This is a genomic window from Trinickia sp. HAY1-2D (assembly GCF_056754935.1).
Genome location: NZ_JBPGWX010000002.1, coordinates 2164104 through 2180129 on the forward strand (window position 1 = coordinate 2164104; position 16026 = coordinate 2180129).

Sequence of the window (16026 nt, forward strand, 5' to 3'; positions counted from 1 at the left end):
GCGCGATCAGTGAGCTGGAACCGGAATGGCGCTGGCGAGGCTGAAGCGATTGCCCGAAAATGCAGGCAGTTCTTCCGGAATCGGCGCGCCGGCGATCCACGGCGCGATGCGCGTCGCATGGGCGGCGGCCAACGTCACGCCGCTGTGACACGTCACGACGAACGCGCCGGGATAGCGGGGCGACTCGTCATAGATCGGAAAACCGTCCGGACTATAGACGCGCAGGGCGGCCCACATTCGCACGAGCCGCACGTCCTTCAGGAACGGGAACGTGCGCACGCCGCGCCGCGCGATGTCGGCGAGTACGCGGGTTGTCGTGAAGTCGTCGAAGCCTGCCTCTTCCATGGAATCGCCGAACTGCACGGTGCCTTCATCAGTTTGCCGCACATTCAGCGTGGGGTGATGCAGAAACGGCGCGACACGCTCGCTGACGAGTATCTGTCCGCGGTTCGGCTCAACGGGTGCGTGAAGTCCTACCTGTGGCGCGAGCGCTCGATTGCCGAGTCCCGCCGAGAGCACGACCTTGTCTGCGCGCCAGGTACCGCGAACACCGTGCACCGTAAAACCTGCGCCGTTTGGCGCGATGCGTGACACGTTTTCGCCGCTCACCAGCGTGACTCCGCGCTGCTGCATGCCGGCATGCAGCGCCCGCAGCAGTTTCAAGGGATTCACATGGCCGTCCATCGGCGTATAGCTCGCACCGAGCACCGCTGGCCCAACCGCAGGTAGTCGCTCGCGGACTTCGCGCGCGTCGAGTAGCTGATAGGGGTAGTCGCCGTCCATTTCGCGCCGCAGCGTCGAGAGGCGCGTTTCGCGTGCCGCCAGCTCATCCTCGGAAAAACAGAAGTGAAACCCGCCGGGCTGGCGCAGGGCGACGTCAACGCCCGTCTCGTCCGCGAGCGTCGCCGCAAGCGTTGGCCAGCGCGCTGCGGAATCGCGTGACCAGCGCGTATATGGCGTTAGGCCATAGCCCTTGCCCTGGATCCACACGAGTCCGAAATTGCCGCGTGATGCACGGAAAGCATCGTCGCCCTGGTCGAGCACGGTTACTTTCGCACCTTCGCGCGCAAGCCCATAAGCGACGGCGGAGCCGACCAGTCCTGCGCCGACTACCAGTACGTCGGGGCGGGTGGAAGCAGATTGCTTCATCCGGCGTCTCCAGTCAGGGTACTCAACCGAAATGGTATATCCCTCGACGCATTAGCTTTTGCGGGAAACGAAGTGAAATTCAGCAGTTCCGATGTGTTTTCGGCTTACTTTCAACACTTTCCGAACGCGGCTTTCCAGACGCGGCGCGAGCGCGATTTCGCGATCGACGATCCGGGACGGGGCAACGCTACGTGATGGACGGATGCCCATCCTTGATTTGACATAACGCGAATTATCAACCTTTGGCTTGTATGTAAGAGCAAAGTTCTAATGTCGGATGGAAGGTGCGGACGAAAACTTGGATCTAGCTTTGACAACGCTCGCCACATGAAACCGGCGATGAGAATAATTCTCGTTTTCATTGACTTTGCAATTCACAACCTCTACGATCTCCCGCATTGCGATTAAGCCGCATACGTACCGGACCTATTCACCTCGATACTTCGATCAAAAGATGCAGGACAACAAGATGAAATTAGCGTCGCGCCGAGGAGCGCGCACCTGTTACCGCGCGCGCCCAGCGACGTGCGCCGCTGTCGCTGTCTACGCATGGCTTGCAAGCGCAAGCGCATTCGCCCAAACCCAAGCCGATACGGAGTCGAAAGTCCCGCAAACCGATGCCACCGCTCAGGCGCAACCCGCAGATATCTGGAACCGCGATACGCTGCTTGGCGATATGGGCGGAATCCGTCCGTGGCTCGGCAAGTACGGAGCAACGCTGCAGATCACCGAGACCAGCGAATACCTCGCGAATCTCCGCGGCGGGCTAAATCGAGGTGGCGCGTACGACGGTCTGACAACGATGACTCTGTCGGTCGATACGCAAAAAGCGATCGGCTTACCGGGCGGCACATTCAACGCCAGTGCGCTGCAGATTCACGGCCGCAATCTGAGCAGCTCGAACCTCGGCACGCTCAACACCGCAAGCGGCATCGAAGCGCAGGCCGCGACGCGTCTGTGGGAGCTGTGGTACCAGCAGTCGTTCCTCGACAAGCGTGTCGACGTGAAGATCGGCCAGCAAAGCCTGGATCAGGAATTCATGGGCAGCACGTATGCCAATACGTTCATCAATACGATGTTCGGCTGGCCCGCACTGCCCTCGTACGATCTGCCCAACGGCGGCCCCGCCTATCCGCTCGCCGCACTCGGCGTGCGGGTGCGCGCGCAACTGGCACCGTCCGTCACCGCGTTGGCGGGCGTATTCGATGGCGATCCCCTCGGCAACAATCCCAACAACCTCAGCGGTACGAACTTCAATCTGCACAACGGCGCCCTTTACATCGGCGAGTTGCAGTACGCGCTGAATCCGCCTTCAGAGGGCGAAGCGAACACCAGACACTCCGGCGGCCTGCCCGGTACGTACAAGATCGGCGTCTGGTATCACAACGGCCGCTTCGCCGATCAGCGCATGGGCGTCGACGGATTGTCGCTCGCCAATCCCGCCTCGACGGGTATCGCGCAGTCGCATCACGGCGACTACAGTTTCTATGCCGTCGCCGATCAAATGATTTGGCGCCCGGACCCCTCGGGCCCGAAGAGCCTCGGCGTTTTCGCGCGCGTAATGGGCGCCCCGGGGGATCGAAATCTCGTGAGCTTCGCGGCCAATGCCGGCATCGTGCTGAAGGCCCCGTTCCAGGGTCGGGACAACGATAGCGTCGGCCTTGCCGTCACCTATATCCAGGTCGGCAACCATGTCACGTCGCTGGACCGCGATCAGCTTGCATTCGGCGGCGGCCCCTACGGCGTGCGCACGCGCGAAACGACTGTCGAGGCGACCTACCAGTATCAGGTCACGCCATGGTGGATGCTGGCCGCCGACGCCCAGTACACGTTCAACGCAGGCGCAGGCCAGAATCCGAAAGACCCGGCGCGCCCATTGCGCAATACGTTCGTCGTCGGCGCGCGTGCGACGATCACCTTCTGATTGCGGCGGCGCACGTGCCCTTCGCGTGTGATCGACCTCGAGTGGATGGGAGAGCAAGAATCGGCTCGTAGATACGAGCGGCGACAGCGAACATCAGTGTGACTCGACTCGATAGCCGGAGATCACAAAATGTCCGTACGCACCGCTTCCGAATCTCCCACCACCCGTCTTTCGCCTGCTTTTCATCGGCTTGCATGGTCCAACCTGGCCGCTCAGTCGGCCGAGCAGATCGGTCTCGCAGCGACGCCCCTTGTTGCGGTCTTCGCCCTCGGTGCGGGGGCTGGGCAAACCGGCTGGCTGCAGACCGCCCAAACACTGCCGTTCTTGCTGCTTTCCATGTTGCTCGGTGTCTGGGCGGACCAGAGATCGCGCAGGCAACTCATGGCGGGCGCGGAGAGTTTGCGCGCGGCAGCCCTGCTCGTCGTGCTCGCCGCGCTCGCGACCGGCAAGCTCTCACTACTGCTGCTCGCGATCTGCGGCTTCGTCGGTGCGTGCGGCACCGTCGCCTACAATGTCGCCGCACCTTCGCTGATTACCACCTTGGTAGAACGGCCAGCCTGGGCCGCGGCGAACAGTCGAACGGAACTTGCTCGCAGCGTCGCGTATGCCGCAGGGCCAGCACTGGGTGGACTGCTGGTGGGAACCATCGGCGCATCCGCAGCATTTATCGTCGCCGCGATGCTCTCCACATTGGCCGCTGCGCTGCTGATCGGCATCGACGAACCGTCACGCACGGCACCCACGCGCCGACACTTCGCGGCCGATCTTCGCGAAGGTGCTGCATTCGTCGCAGGCAATCCGCTGCTGCGCGCGATCGCGCTCACGGCAATCTTCTTCAACGTCGGATTCTTCACGATCCAGGCCGTCTACGTACCTTACGCGAGCCGCTATCTTGGCCTGTCGCCGGCAGGAGTGGGTGCCACGCTGGCCGCTTACGGCGCGGGGATGATTGCGGGCGCGCTGACCGCACCACGCATCGCAGCGTCGCTGCGCTTCGGGCAGATCATCGTCGTCGGACCGCTTTGCGGGCTTGCTGCCTCTCTGACGTTGTGCGCAACGCTGATCGTTCCTTCACCGTGGCTTGCGGCGGCGGCTTACTTCCAGCTCGGTATGGGCCCCATCCTGTGGGTCATCAGCTCGACGACGCTGCGCCAGGCGATCACGCCCGAAACGATGCTGGGACGCGTGTCGGCGCTGATCAGCACCGCGACGTACGGCGCGCGCCCGCTCGGCGCGTTGATCGGCGCCATGCTCGGCGGCCCCTTCGGCGCGAAACCCTGCCTCATCGTGGCGGTGCTTGCATTCGTCGTTCAGGCTTACGTCATCTTGCGCTCCCAAGCCGCGAAGCTCGTCTCGCTGCCCGGGGCGGGCGCCTAGGGCCTGTAATTAGCGTGAACAGGCCCTAGCGCATAGGCGAATCGATGGATCGCGCGACGAGCCGCGACGAGCCGCAACGCTCGCTGCCGCGCGAGCCCCGCGCCGCCCCTCGAGGCGACGCGGGGGATACCGCATCGATCACCGGCGTTGCAGGCGAATATCGCGAGACGACGCACCGACATAAACCGCGCTACCCGGCACGAACTTCCAGCCATTGCTCGCCGTGTCCCAGACGCTTTGGAAGCGTGCGGGGATAGAGACGCGGACATGTCGTGCCTCACCCGGATTGAGGTAGACCTTCTGCCAGCCGACGAGGCGTTTCGGCGGCTCACCGCTGTAGTTGACGCCCAGGTAGACCTGCGGCACTTCGGCGCCTGCCATCTTGCCGTCGTTCTTGACGGTGAAGCTTGCCGTCATCGAATGATCCGGTCCGGGCCGGACGTCGAGGTCGGAGTAGCTGAAGTGCGTATAGGACAGGCCATGACCGAACTCGAAGAGCGGAGCGATATTCTTCGCGTCATACCAGCGATAGCCCATGTTCAGCTTTTCAGCATAGACGGGGTCTTTCGGCAGCGTGCCATCGGTGCCCCACGTCGGCGTATCCTGGTCGTGCGCAGGGAACGTGACGGGCAGCTTGCCGGACGGATTGACTTTGCCGAACAACACGTTGGCAATGGCCTGTCCCCCACCCTCGCCCGGGAACCAGGCTTCGATGATCGCGGAAACACTGTCCTTCCATGGCATCAGGACCGGATTCCCGCTTTCGACGATGACGATCGTATGCGGGTTCGCCTGTGCCACGGCTTCGACCAGTTGATCCTGATTCGACGGATTGGCGAGCGCCAGGCTCGTGAGTTCGCCGAAGTCTTCGCCCGACGACTGCGTCACCACGACGATCGCCACATCGGATTGCCGCGCGAGCGCAACGGCGCGATCGATCTCTTCCTGCGTGTAGGCCCTGAACGGCTGCGTCTGATCGCTGTTGCCGGCGAAGCGGACTTGCGCCGCGGGCGCCAGCGCCTGAATGGCCTTGACGATCGGCACGTCGAGCTTGAGCCACGGGTTGGTCCACCAACTGCAACCCGTCGCCGAGCCGAACGTCAACCCGCCGCAACCCGCGAAATTGCCTGACACAGGATCGCGCGTGTTGCCCGAACCGCCGCCCGTGAGAACGGCGGCGTCGGCGTGTCCGCCGATCACGGCGATCCGCTGCAACGCCGCGGCCGTTAGCGGCAATTGTGCGTTGTCGTTCTTGAGCAGCACCATCGATCGCTCCTCCGCGGATTGGGCGAATGCCCGGCCCGCAGCGAAATCGATCGGCGCCGGCTTCGGCGGATCGTCGAATACGCCGGTGCGAATCATCACGTAGAGCTTGCGACGCACCATGTCGTCGAGCCGCGCTTGGGAAATCTGGTGATTCGCCAGCGCCTGCTTGACTGCATCGGGCGTCAGATAGACCGTTGGCCCGACATCTTCCTCTTCATCCAGGCCGGCGTTGATCGAGGCCGCCGTGCTGTGAGCCGCGCCCCAATCGGACTGCACCTGGCCTTCGAAGCCCCAGTCGTGCTTGAGAACATCGGTCAGCACATGCGGGTTTTCGCAAGAGTAGGTTCCGTTGACGCGGTTGTAGCTGCACATCACGCTGCCGGGCCGCGCTGTGCGCGCGGCGATTTCGAAGGGCAGCAGATACAGTTCGCGCAGAGTACGCTCGTCGATCTGGCTGTTGCCGCCCATGCGGCCGGTTTCCTGCTCGTTGCCGACATAGTGCTTGATGGTGGCGATCACCTTCTGGTTCTGGGTGCCGACGGTTCGCGCCGCCAACATCTCGCCGGCAAGGACCGGATCTTCGCCGAGATACTCGAAAAGACGCCCGCCGCGTGGCTCACGCGCGAGATTGGTGCCGCCGCCCAGGCCCATGCCAAAGCCTTGCGCACGCAGTTGCGAAGCGATGCGCGCCCCGAAATCGTACGAGAGGTGCCGGTCCCAGCTAGCGGCGAGCCCGATGGTTGCCGGGAACGTCGTGCTCGGCTGGGACGTGCTGCCCGAGCCCGTAGCCGAATCGACCATGTTCAAATCGGGAATGCCGAGACGCGGCACCCCCTGAATGAAGCCGGCTCCTCCGCCCGGAACATCGCTCATCTGATATTTCGAGTGGATCAACTGCAGTTTCTCGTCCAGCGTCATTTGCCTCACGAGCATATCGGCGCGCCGATGCGCGGCGAAATCCATACCGGGAGTGAACGACGACGGTGCGGGGTTGAAAGCCATATCGCTCTCGCTCGCGTGAGCGCTCGCGAATGCGGCCGCCAACACCAATGCCATTGGCCAACGATTGACCTGCATGTGTCTCTCCATGAATGTGGGTTGTAATGCTCGACAACAACACCGGATCTCACTGGATTCCAGACGACGGCTCCGCGCCCCAGCAGGCACCGGCAACCTTGATGCAGGGTGGAGGCCGCTTTGCGATGGTGGGAGCGGCCCCGTCGCTTCGTAGGGCGGGGACCGGTACCATCGACGCGTTATGCGTAGCAAGACTCCATGACTACCGATCTTATGGAAGTAGTCTGACTACAGGCTCACTACAGTATCAGTACTTTCCCGTAGCCGAGCATCCGCGGAGGTCGCCGAGGGCGCTTCGGCTGTAGGCTGCACGCCCGCTGGGTTTGCATGAAATGGAAGGATTGCGACGTTGCCCGTACAGAGGATTATCCAAGCGTCTGTATCGGTACTGTATAGGGAGGGTGCCGCTGAACGACTGTCGACCGTGCCGAGCGGCACGGTCTGTTTAGAGCGCAGCGCGGGACCGACGCCGATGGGCGTCGAGGCCGCGCCGCGACGAACGTCAACGCACCTCGGCGAGCTGTTCGAGAATGGCGGGGTTTTCGAGCGTGGAGACGTCCTGCGTGATCGCCTCGCCCTTGGCCAGCGAGCGCAGCAAGCGCCGCATGATCTTGCCCGAGCGCGTCTTCGGCAGGTTCTCCCCGAAACGGATCTCCTTGGGCTTGGCGATCGGGCCGATCTCCTTGCCCACCCACGCGCGCAGCTCGTTGGCCAGCTTCAAAGCCTCCTCGCCTTCAGGGCGCGTGCGCTTGAGCACCACGAACGCCACCACCGCTTCGCCCGTCGTGTCGTCCGGACGCCCCACCACCGCCGCTTCGGCCACCTGCGGATTGGCCACCAGCGCCGATTCGATCTCCATCGTCCCCAGCCGGTGCCCCGACACGTTCAGCACGTCGTCGATGCGGCCCATGATCGTGAAGTAGCCCGTCGCCTTGTCGCGCACCGACCCATCGCCCGCCAGATACAGCCGCCCGCCCAGCTCCTCCGGAAAGTAGCTCTTCTTGTAGCGCTCCGGATCGCCCCAGATCGTGCGGATCATCGCCGGCCACGGCCGCTTGACCACCAGGATGCCGCCCTGCCCGTTCGGCACGTCCTGCCCCGTCTCGTCGACGATCGCCGCCATGATCCCCGGCAGCGGCAGCGTGCACGAGCCCGGCACCAGCGGCGTGGCCCCCGGCAGCGGCGTGATCATGTGCCCGCCCGTCTCCGTTTGCCACCACGTATCGACGATCGGACAGCGCGCAGCGCCCACGTTCTCGTAGTACCAGACCCACGCCTCGGGGTTGATCGGCTCGCCCACCGTGCCGATCACGCGCAGCGACGACAAGTCGTAGCGCTTCGGATGCACCGCCGCGTTGGCTTCGGCCAGCTTGATCAGCGAGCGGATCGCCGTGGGCGCCGTGTAGAAAATGCTGACCTTGTGCCGCGCGATCATGTCCCAGAACCGCCCGCCGTCCGGGTACGTCGGGATGCCTTCGAACATCACCTGCGTCGCGCCGCACGCCAGCGGCCCGTAGGCGATGTACGTGTGCCCCGTCACCCAGCCGATATCGGCCGTGCACCAGAACACGTCCTGCGGCTTCAGATCGAACGTCCACTTCATCGTCTGCGCGGCCCACAGCAAGTAGCCCCCGGTGCTGTGCTGCACGCCCTTGGGCTTGCCCGTCGAGCCCGACGTGTACAGCACGAACAGCGGATGCTCCGCGCTCACCCACTCGGGCTCGCACGTGGGCGCCTCGCCCTGCGTGATCTCGTGCAGCCACAGATCGCGACCGGCCTGCCACTGCACCGCGCCGCCCGTGCGCCGGTACACGATCACGCTTTTCACCGCCTCGCACCCGCCCATCGCCAGCGCCTCGTCCGCGATGTTTTTCAGCGGCAGCGCCTTGCCCCCACGCATCTGCTCGTCGGCCGTGATCAGCGCCACCGCGCCCACATCGACGAGCCGCTCGTTGAGCGACTTCGACGAGAACCCGCCGAACACCACCGAGTGCGTCGCACCGATGCGCGCGCACGCCTGCATCGCCACCACGCCTTCGACCGACATCGGCATGTAGATCACGACGCGGTCGCCCTTTTCGATGCCGCGCGCCTTCAATGCGTTGGCCAGCTGGCACACGCGCTGCAGCAGCTCGCGGTAGGTCACGTTCGTCACCGTACCGTCGTCGGCTTCGAACACGATCGCCGTTTTCTCCGCGTTGCCGAGCTCGATTTGCCGATCCAGACAGTTGTACGACGCATTCAGCTCGCCGTCTTCATACCAGGTGTAAAACGGCGCATTCGATTCGTCGAGCACCTTCGTGAACGGCTTGTGCCACGACAACGTCTCGCGAGCGAGCTTCGCCCAGAATCCTTCGTAGTCGTGCTCCGCGTGCTCCATCAGCGCGCGGTACGCGTCCATTCCGGGAATCGACGCATTGGCAACTGTTTGAGCGCTGGGCTCGTAGATGCGGCCCTCGCGCAGGACCGATTCGATGACACTCACTGTCTCCTCCATAGGGTTGAGCACGCGAGCATCGGAACGACGCGCCGAGTTGCTTTCGGGTGTGCAAGCATCCGCTCGAGCCCGGCTTTCGCGTGCGGCCTCGATTCCCTACGCTACCGCTCTTCTCTTACCCAAAACTTACTCGGCCCCGTTTATGCGGGCATACCCGGACAGGCATGCACGCGGCTTGCTCGACTGCGAGAACGGCGCATGCCGCAACGGCATCGCCGGTGTCTTCACAGGAGGTGTCTCATGGCCAACCAGCAGCAGCAAAACCCCGGCCAGCAGCCGTCCCAATCGGACGAAAAGCAGGGCAGCGACAAGACGTTTACAACTGACGTTTCCGAGACCGATAGCGAAGGAACGACGGTCCGCGAGGCCGAGGTCCGCAAAGACGATCTCAGCGAAGTCGATCCCGCGACCCGCAAGGATGAGGGCTGACAGTGCGGCCGCCCGCCGCCGAACGGCAGTCGCGGGCGAGCCGATGTGCCATGCAGCCTGCCCTCGCCCTGCAGGGGCATGGCCACGCGGCCCCTCCGCGGCTGCGCTGCTAAGATGGCGATCTCGCGACCGAAGTCCTTTCACGGGAGAATCGCCATGCACTACCTGTTGTTTTACGAACTTGCGCCCGACTATCTCGAACGGCGCCCGCTTTTTCGAAACGAGCACCTGAAACATGCATGGCAGGCCGTCGAACGCGGCGAGCTCCTGCTGGGCGGGGCGCTCGCCGATCCGGTGGATCAATCGATCTTGCTGTTTCAATGCAAGGATGCCGAGACTGTCGACGCCTTTGCGCGCAACGACCCCTATGTACGGGAGCACATCGTCACCGGCTGGAAAATCAGGCCGTGGACGACCGTCGTCGGCGAAGGTGCCGACAACCCGATCCGCTGAGCCTGCCTATCCGGCTTCAGCCGCGCCGCGCGCTTGCGCCCGGGCCGAGTCGGCGCAACAGCGCGGCGTGTTGGGGATAGCGCGCGAGAAGCACTAGCGTGTCGGCGAGTTCGAACGCGGAAAACTCGAAGCCTGGTGCCACAGTACATCCCACCAGTGCGAAGCTTGCATCGTTGTCCGTCGGCACGCACTCAGCCGCGAACCAACAGCCCGCGGGCACCACCACCTGATAGGCGGAGCCTTCGTGGCTGAGGGCGTCAGCAAGCCGTCGCGTCGTCAAAACACCTGCCTCGTCGATCATGTGGATATCGAGCGGATCGCCTGCGTAAAAATGCCACACCTCGTCGGCATCGATGCGATGCCACGCGGAATAGGCGCCATCGCAAAGCAGGTAATAGATGGCAGTCGATGCGGCGCGTACGGGCCCCTGCGCCGCGTTTGCTCTGGCCGCGGAAGCCAACCGCACGACGCGGGCGCCATCGCGGTGGGTTTCCCGGTAATAGCCTCCCTCCGGGTGCGGCGCAAGCCCGAGCCGATCGATCAATGCGCGCGCGGCGGCGTTCGATACGCTCATCGGTAGCCTCTCCTGTCGGAAATGGTGGGAACAGCGACGCAGTTTAGCCGCGAATGCGCCGTTGCTACAGCCAGCCGAACCGCTACACTTGAGCGCGTCGACTTCGAAGGACATCGATCCGTGACGCACCTCGTTTTCTTCTGCGGTCATTCGGGCACCGGCAAGACCACGATTGCCAAACGCCTGATCGGCCCCCTCATGCGCGAGACGGGCGAAGCGTTTTGCCTGCTCGACAAAGACACGCTTTACGGCGGCTACAGCGCGGCGGCCATGCGGGCACTGACCGGCGATCCGAACGATCGCGACAGCCCGCTCTATCTTCACCATCTGCGAGACCCGGAGTATCGCGGACTGCTCGATACCGCGCGGGAAAACCTCGAACTGGGCATCAGCACGGTGGTGATCGGCCCGCTTTCCCGCGAAGTCCGCGATCGGCGCCTGTTCGATCGCAGCTGGCTCGGCATCGGCGATGACGTCGTCATTCGCATCGTCTGGGTATCGACGTCGGAGGACACGGCGCACGCCCGCATCGTGGGACGACGCAATCCCAACGATGCTTATAAGCTCGCGCACTGGGACGAGTATCGGCAGCGCCGCTTCGTACCCGATGGCGCCGCGCGCGAGGGGCTGATCATGTTCGACAATACGTCGCCCCGGCAGACCGATTTCGACGCCCTGCTCCGGGCTATCGTTGCCGCCCCGGATCCCCTGGCTTGAACATGCCTTCCCCTCGAGCCCAGTGTTCGCCGCGCGCTCAGACGGACACGGCCGCTTCCGCTTCCAACGTCGCGCCATCGTAGAGACGCCCGAAGCGGTTCGCGAGAAATTCGCGCATCGATACCTGCTCCTGCCGAATGAACCCGCTGCGCGGCAGCCTGTTCTCGCGGAAAAGATCGAGGACCGCGCACATAGCGCCCGCAGTGGTGATTTCGATCGCGCTCATCGCCACGCCGCAGACATGCTTTGCGAAAACCTTGCGCGTGAACACTTCCTGCACGAGCTGCCCGTCGCGCATACCGGTGACGGTGACGAAAATGAGCACGACGTCTTGCGCAGTGGACGGTACCGCGCGCCGCATCATCGATTTGAGCGTATCGCGGTCGCTGGCAAGCCGCATGTCCTCGAGCAGAAACTGCATGAGGTCTCGATGCCCGGGATAGCGCACGGACTTGTAATCGAGCGTCTCGACACGGCCCGAGAGCGTCTCGCACAGCGTACCCAGGCCGCCCGAGGTATTGAATGCCTCGTACTCGGTGCCGTCGAGCGAGAAGTGCTCGAGCCCTTCGAGCGGCTGCACCCATTGCTTACGCGAGTCGCGGATCGCTTCGCAAGGTTGGCAGTATTCGTTGATGAGCCCGTCGACACTCCAGGTCAGATTGTATTTGAGCGCGTTGGTGGGAAACTGCGGCAGCGCGCCGACACGCATCTTCACGTCGCGAACCTGCGAAAAGCGGTTTGCCAGTTCGTGAGCGGCGATGCCGATGAACCCCGGCGCGAGACCGCATTGCGGCATGAACGCGTGCGCGGCACCATCGGCCAGGCTGCGGATCGCATGGGTCGCCCGCACGTCCTCGGTCAAATCGAAGTAATGAACGCCGGCCGCCTTGGCCGCCGCAGCCACGTTGACGGCAAGGTAATACGGCAATGCGTTGACGAGTGCGTCGAATCCGTTCAAAGCGGTCTTGAGCGCATTTGCATCGGCCGAGTCGACGCGGTACGTGCAGATGCCTTGCGCCGCGAGCTTTTCGAGTACGACTGGATCGCGATCGAACGCGGCCACTTCGTAATCGCCGGTTCCCCGCAGCATGCGGGCGATGGTGTGGCCGATGAGACCTGCTCCGACGATGGCTACTTTCATGCGCTTCTCCTTGGCGTTCTGTTTGGTGGGTGCGCCCTTCCCGCCGCGCGGGACAAGGCGAGCGCAGTCAGCGCTTCAAAACAGTTTAAGGATGCGCAAAACCGGAAAACAGGCGCAAAGTGCCGTGGGCTGCGGCCGGTTTCGTCGAAAAGACGACTCCAACCGACACTTCGACGAAACGCGCCTACGTGAGCGTGCCGCGATCGATTTTTCGAGCGAGGATGATCGAGGTCGTCGTGCGTTCGACGCCTTCCAGCGCGCCGATCTGGTCGAGCAACTCGTTGAGCCGCTCGGGGGAATCGGCTCGCAGCCATGCGACGTAGTCGTATTCGCCGCTGACGGCGCAGAGCAATTGCACTTCCGGCATCTTCGCGAGCCGCTTTTGAACGTCCGGACCGTACTTCGGCGCGAGAATGATGCCGACATAGGCATTGATGCTGGCGTCCAGAACGTCCTGTCCGAGCCGTACGCCATAGCCGGCGATGACCTGCGTGCGCTCGAGCCGCTCGATGCGAGCCAGGACCGTGGTACGGGCCACGCCGAGACGGCGGGCCAGATTGGCGACGCTCTCGCGCGCGTTGGCCTGTAGCAATGCCACCAGGTTGCGGTCGAGTTCGTCGAGTTGATCGAGGCGTGGCGGTCTCATCGATGAAAGGCGGGGCGCCCGGCTGAATGACAAGCGCCGCATTATCGCTCATCGCGCTTGCTCACGGGTGAGCTTACCGGGCGGTTTCATTTGTAAGCGCATGTCTCAAGGCGGACGAACGCCGCAGCACAGTGGTACAAATCGACTTTGCTTGGCGCACCTCACTGCGCGCCGGCTGTTTGTTCGAACGAACGAAGGAGTTCCAATGAAAAAAACGTTTGTCATCCTCGCGTGCGCGCTCGCGGTCAACGGGGCGTTCGCGCAAACCGCCTCACAGGCGCCTGCGTCGGCGGCCTCCTCGCCCGCCACGCCCGCCGAAAAGCACGAAGCTCGTATCGAGCAGCGTATCGCCTATCTGCACGGTCAGTTGAAGATCACGCCCGCGCAGGAGACGCAGTGGAAGGCATTCGCCGATGCCATGCGCGAGGACGGCGAGACGATGGGTAAGCTGTACGAGCAGCGCATGAAGGGCATCGAATCCGAGACGGCGCTGGACAACATGCACGAATACGCACAGCTCACGCAGGCGCATGCCGATGGCGCGAAGAAGCTCGCGGCGGCATTCGAGCCGCTTTACTCGAGCCTCTCGGCAGAACAGAAGAAGCTGGCCGATACCACCTTCCGGGAGAATATGGGCCGGCACAAGCACCGCGGCGCGCCCATCCCGAAAATGCCGAAGCCTTCGCAGCAATAGCGCTTGCGCTGAAAAGGCGTGCGCGATGGCCGGCTTCGGGCTACGCTCACGCCTTTGTCTTGACGCCGCTTCGATGAACGAACTGAAAGATGTCGATTTGAGCCGCGATCCCGCCGCGGATCGATACGTGAAGGACGAGACCGTCAGTGTTGCCTTCGCGCAGAGCCCCGGCACGTTGATGAGCCTCGAAGGCCCCAATCGTTACGAGCCCGGCGACGCGCTCGTCACCGGAACGGGCGGCGCCAGATGGGTCGTCGAGCGCGCGCGCTTCGATGCCAAATATCTCCCTGCCGCCGCGGGCGTCGCCCACGGTGAAGCGGGTGCCTACCGCAATCGGCCGGTCGTCGTGCTCGCGAAGCGAATGACGCAACCGTTTTCGATCGCGCGCACGGCCAATGGCGACACGCTCACCGGTGCCGCTGGAGATTGGCTCATGCAGTACGCGCCCGGTGACTACGGCGTCGTGAAGGCTCAACGTTTCGCGGCCGTCTACCGTCGAGCCGATTGACGAGCCGTTCCCACGGCGTGTCCATCATGGCCGCGGCTCATGCGAATTCGTCTCCCAATTCGATATCGACCTCGCGTGGCACGGCCTCACCGTTGGCATACTGCTCTTCCAGCGAGCCCAGCGCCGCTTCGACATAGGCGCGCAGGACCGCAAAACTGCGCGAGCGCATCCGCGCCGGCAGTGCTACGTAGCGCGCATAGGCGGGCGCGGAGAGACGGACGGTCAACGTCATGCGCCGCGCGGTCGCCCCGAAGCGCATCGCGACCCATTGAACGGCAAGTCCGGGCGTGCCGCTCTCCGCCGGCCGATCCGAAAACACTGTCTGCTCGGGAAAGAGGTCGCTGATGACGCGCGCGAGCGCTTCCAAGTGCGCGTTCGCACATTCGTAGCGATAAGCTTCCATCGTTGGGCACTCTCTCTTTCATGTCGACGACGCGTATGCGCCTGCGGATGCCCTGAAGCTCGCCGCGCGCGGCGAACCTGCCATACCGGTCACAGTGGCCCGGTGGACGACCGCGCGATCAGTTCGCCCGGCAGCATCGCTTCGCGTACCGGATCGGTCCCACCTTCTATGCGCTCATGTAAAAACTCGACGGCCCGGTAGCCGATCGCATAAGTCGGCTGACGGATCGTCGTGACGCCGACGAGCTCGGCCCACTCCGAATCGTCGATCGCAATCAGCGCTGCGTGCTCTTGCCAGTGTACGCCGTAGCGCGCATGCAGATGCAGCGCCAAGGAAAGCGCAACCGGGCCATTGGCCGCGAACAAGGCCACTCGCTTGCGCCCTTCGGCCGAAGCGTCGGCCAGATGCGCATCGATCTCGGCATAGGCTCGATTCACCGCGTGCGTATCGCCGAGGTCGGCCACGATCGTACGTCCCATGACGGGGTGCTTCGCTTGCGCGAGTGCGGCCCTGAACGCTGCTTCGCGCAGGCGGCGCGAGCTGATGCGCTCATAGGGCTGGACGACAAAGCAGATATCGTCGAAACCCTGCTCGAACAGATGCTGCATGCCCAGGCGCACCGCGGCATCGTTGTCGAGGCCGACCATATCGGCCGCGACCCCTTCGACGGTACGATCGACGAGCACTGCCGGCGTGCCTTCGGCGTGAATCGGCTGTAGCGTCTCTTCGCTGACACCGAGCGCGTTGACGATCACGCCTTCGACGCGATATGTCGTCATCAACTGTACGTAGCGCCGCTCCATCTCGAGTTCGTTTGCCGCGTTACATACGAGCGGCATCAGTCCGAGTGCGTGACACGCGGCCTCGACGCCGCGCAACACCTCGACGGTGTAAGGATTCGTGATATCGGCGACGAGCATGCCGATCAGCCGATTGCGCCCGCGTTTCAGCCCGCGCGCCATCTGGTTGGGCCGATAGTCGAGGCGCTTGATCGCGGTTTCGATACGTGAGCGCAACTCGGCGGAGAGGACATTCGTCTCGCCGTTCAGGAATCGCGAGACGCTGGTCTTGCCCGTGCCGGCTTCGCGCGCGACATCGCTGATCGTCGCGCGACGCGGTACCCCAGAAGGCCGAACGTTCATCGCGCGTCCTCTCCTCCGCGAAATGCGTG

The 16026-nt window shown here is 63.7% G+C and carries 16 protein-coding genes; 8 read left to right on the plus strand and 8 right to left on the minus strand.

Annotated features, from left to right (window positions below; genetic code table 11):
- Positions 1 to 6 precede the first annotated feature (6 nt).
- Complete coding sequence (locus ACR9ZC_RS17255) at positions 7 to 1149, minus strand: NAD(P)/FAD-dependent oxidoreductase (RefSeq protein ID WP_481581230.1); 1143 nt, start codon at positions 1147 to 1149, stop codon at positions 7 to 9.
- A gap of 72 nt (positions 1150 to 1221) precedes the next feature.
- Here ACR9ZC_RS17255 and ACR9ZC_RS17260 point away from each other — a divergent pair, with 72 nt between their 5' ends.
- The 3 genes from ACR9ZC_RS17260 to ACR9ZC_RS17270 all read left to right on the plus strand — a co-directional run bounded on the left by ACR9ZC_RS17260 (position 1222) and on the right by ACR9ZC_RS17270 (position 4450).
- Positions 1222 to 1344, plus strand: a complete 123-nt coding sequence (locus tag ACR9ZC_RS17260; protein ID WP_481581231.1) for a hypothetical protein — start codon at positions 1222 to 1224, stop codon at positions 1342 to 1344.
- 274 nt (positions 1345 to 1618) lie between these two features.
- Positions 1619 to 3073 (plus strand): carbohydrate porin, encoded by a 1455-nt coding sequence (locus ACR9ZC_RS17265; RefSeq protein ID WP_481581232.1) that lies wholly within the window; start codon positions 1619 to 1621, stop codon positions 3071 to 3073.
- 129 nt (positions 3074 to 3202) lie between these two features.
- Positions 3203 to 4450 carry an MFS transporter gene (locus ACR9ZC_RS17270; RefSeq protein ID WP_481581233.1) on the plus strand — a complete coding sequence of 416 codons (1248 nt, stop codon included), beginning with the start codon at positions 3203 to 3205 and terminating at the stop codon, positions 4448 to 4450.
- Between the two features lie 138 nt (positions 4451 to 4588).
- On the opposite strand, the gene ACR9ZC_RS17275 is transcribed toward ACR9ZC_RS17270, so the two are convergent.
- Both ACR9ZC_RS17275 and acs read right to left on the minus strand, forming a co-directional pair.
- Positions 4589 to 6718, minus strand: a complete 2130-nt coding sequence (locus ACR9ZC_RS17275; RefSeq protein WP_481582698.1) for a glycoside hydrolase family 3 C-terminal domain-containing protein — start codon at positions 6716 to 6718, stop codon at positions 4589 to 4591.
- A 577-nt stretch (positions 6719 to 7295) separates the two neighbouring features.
- On the minus strand, positions 7296 to 9278 hold the full coding sequence (acs, locus tag ACR9ZC_RS17280; protein WP_481581234.1) for an acetate--CoA ligase: 1983 nt from the start codon (positions 9276 to 9278) through the stop codon (positions 7296 to 7298).
- 252 nt (positions 9279 to 9530) lie between these two features.
- On the opposite strand from acs, the gene ACR9ZC_RS17285 reads away from it, so the two are divergent.
- Positions 9531 to 9719 (plus strand): hypothetical protein, encoded by a 189-nt coding sequence (locus ACR9ZC_RS17285; RefSeq protein WP_481581235.1) that lies wholly within the window; start codon positions 9531 to 9533, stop codon positions 9717 to 9719.
- 156 nt (positions 9720 to 9875) lie between these two features.
- A complete protein-coding gene (locus ACR9ZC_RS17290; protein WP_331569679.1) occupies positions 9876 to 10172 on the plus strand; it encodes a YciI-like protein in 297 nt (98 codons plus the stop codon).
- Between the two features lie 16 nt (positions 10173 to 10188).
- Here ACR9ZC_RS17290 and ACR9ZC_RS17295 read toward each other — a convergent pair whose 3' ends face one another.
- Positions 10189 to 10746, minus strand: coding sequence for a cupin domain-containing protein (locus tag ACR9ZC_RS17295; protein WP_481581236.1), 558 nt, complete (start codon positions 10744 to 10746; stop codon positions 10189 to 10191).
- Positions 10747 to 10866: 120 nt separating this feature from the next.
- Here ACR9ZC_RS17295 and ACR9ZC_RS17300 point away from each other — a divergent pair, with 120 nt between their 5' ends.
- Positions 10867 to 11463, plus strand: a complete 597-nt coding sequence (locus tag ACR9ZC_RS17300) for a P-loop nucleotide/nucleoside kinase family protein (RefSeq protein ID WP_481581237.1) — start codon at positions 10867 to 10869, stop codon at positions 11461 to 11463.
- Between the two features lie 37 nt (positions 11464 to 11500).
- Here the strand turns inward: ACR9ZC_RS17300 and ACR9ZC_RS17305 are convergent, their stop codons facing one another.
- A complete protein-coding gene (locus tag ACR9ZC_RS17305; protein WP_481581238.1) occupies positions 11501 to 12604 on the minus strand; it encodes a saccharopine dehydrogenase family protein in 1104 nt (367 codons plus the stop codon).
- A 184-nt stretch (positions 12605 to 12788) separates the two neighbouring features.
- The gene (locus ACR9ZC_RS17310) at positions 12789 to 13250 is read right to left on the minus strand and encodes an Lrp/AsnC family transcriptional regulator (RefSeq protein WP_331569687.1); all 462 of its coding nucleotides are present in this window, start codon (positions 13248 to 13250) and stop codon (positions 12789 to 12791) included.
- A gap of 205 nt (positions 13251 to 13455) precedes the next feature.
- Between ACR9ZC_RS17310 and ACR9ZC_RS17315 the strand changes: the two genes are divergently transcribed.
- Both ACR9ZC_RS17315 and ACR9ZC_RS17320 read left to right on the plus strand, forming a co-directional pair.
- Positions 13456 to 13944, plus strand: a complete 489-nt coding sequence (locus tag ACR9ZC_RS17315; protein ID WP_481581239.1) for a Spy/CpxP family protein refolding chaperone — start codon at positions 13456 to 13458, stop codon at positions 13942 to 13944.
- Between the two features lie 73 nt (positions 13945 to 14017).
- Positions 14018 to 14452: a PGDYG domain-containing protein gene (locus tag ACR9ZC_RS17320; protein ID WP_331569691.1), complete on the plus strand. Its 435-nt coding sequence runs from the start codon at positions 14018 to 14020 to the stop codon at positions 14450 to 14452.
- Positions 14453 to 14489: 37 nt separating this feature from the next.
- Here the strand turns inward: ACR9ZC_RS17320 and ACR9ZC_RS17325 are convergent, their stop codons facing one another.
- On the minus strand, positions 14490 to 14855 hold the full coding sequence (locus ACR9ZC_RS17325; RefSeq protein ID WP_481581240.1) for a DUF3022 domain-containing protein: 366 nt from the start codon (positions 14853 to 14855) through the stop codon (positions 14490 to 14492).
- 89 nt (positions 14856 to 14944) lie between these two features.
- Positions 14945 to 15997, minus strand: a complete 1053-nt coding sequence (locus ACR9ZC_RS17330) for a LacI family DNA-binding transcriptional regulator (protein ID WP_481581241.1) — start codon at positions 15995 to 15997, stop codon at positions 14945 to 14947.
- Between the last annotated feature and the right edge of the window lie 29 nt (positions 15998 to 16026).

Bases quoted from the DNA above. Each gene is read 5' to 3' on its own strand.
- ACR9ZC_RS17330 (WP_481581241.1), bottom strand. From the start codon at position 15,997: ATGAACGTTCGGCCTTCTGGGGTACCGCGTCGCGCGACGATCAGCGAT.
- ACR9ZC_RS17255 (WP_481581230.1), bottom strand. From the start codon at position 1,149: ATGAAGCAATCTGCTTCCACCCGCCCCGACGTACTGGTAGTCGGCGCA.
- ACR9ZC_RS17325 (WP_481581240.1), bottom strand. From the start codon at position 14,855: ATGGAAGCTTATCGCTACGAATGTGCGAACGCGCACTTGGAAGCGCTC.
- ACR9ZC_RS17290 (WP_331569679.1), top strand. From the start codon at position 9,876: ATGCACTACCTGTTGTTTTACGAACTTGCGCCCGACTATCTCGAACGG.
- ACR9ZC_RS17275 (WP_481582698.1), bottom strand. From the start codon at position 6,718: ATGGCTTTCAACCCCGCACCGTCGTCGTTCACTCCCGGTATGGATTTC.
- ACR9ZC_RS17270 (WP_481581233.1), top strand. From the start codon at position 3,203: ATGTCCGTACGCACCGCTTCCGAATCTCCCACCACCCGTCTTTCGCCT.
- ACR9ZC_RS17320 (WP_331569691.1), top strand. From the start codon at position 14,018: ATGAACGAACTGAAAGATGTCGATTTGAGCCGCGATCCCGCCGCGGAT.
- ACR9ZC_RS17265 (WP_481581232.1), top strand. From the start codon at position 1,619: ATGAAATTAGCGTCGCGCCGAGGAGCGCGCACCTGTTACCGCGCGCGC.
- ACR9ZC_RS17285 (WP_481581235.1), top strand. From the start codon at position 9,531: ATGGCCAACCAGCAGCAGCAAAACCCCGGCCAGCAGCCGTCCCAATCG.
- ACR9ZC_RS17295 (WP_481581236.1), bottom strand. From the start codon at position 10,746: ATGAGCGTATCGAACGCCGCCGCGCGCGCATTGATCGATCGGCTCGGG.
- ACR9ZC_RS17305 (WP_481581238.1), bottom strand. From the start codon at position 12,604: ATGAAAGTAGCCATCGTCGGAGCAGGTCTCATCGGCCACACCATCGCC.
- ACR9ZC_RS17310 (WP_331569687.1), bottom strand. From the start codon at position 13,250: ATGAGACCGCCACGCCTCGATCAACTCGACGAACTCGACCGCAACCTG.
- ACR9ZC_RS17315 (WP_481581239.1), top strand. From the start codon at position 13,456: ATGAAAAAAACGTTTGTCATCCTCGCGTGCGCGCTCGCGGTCAACGGG.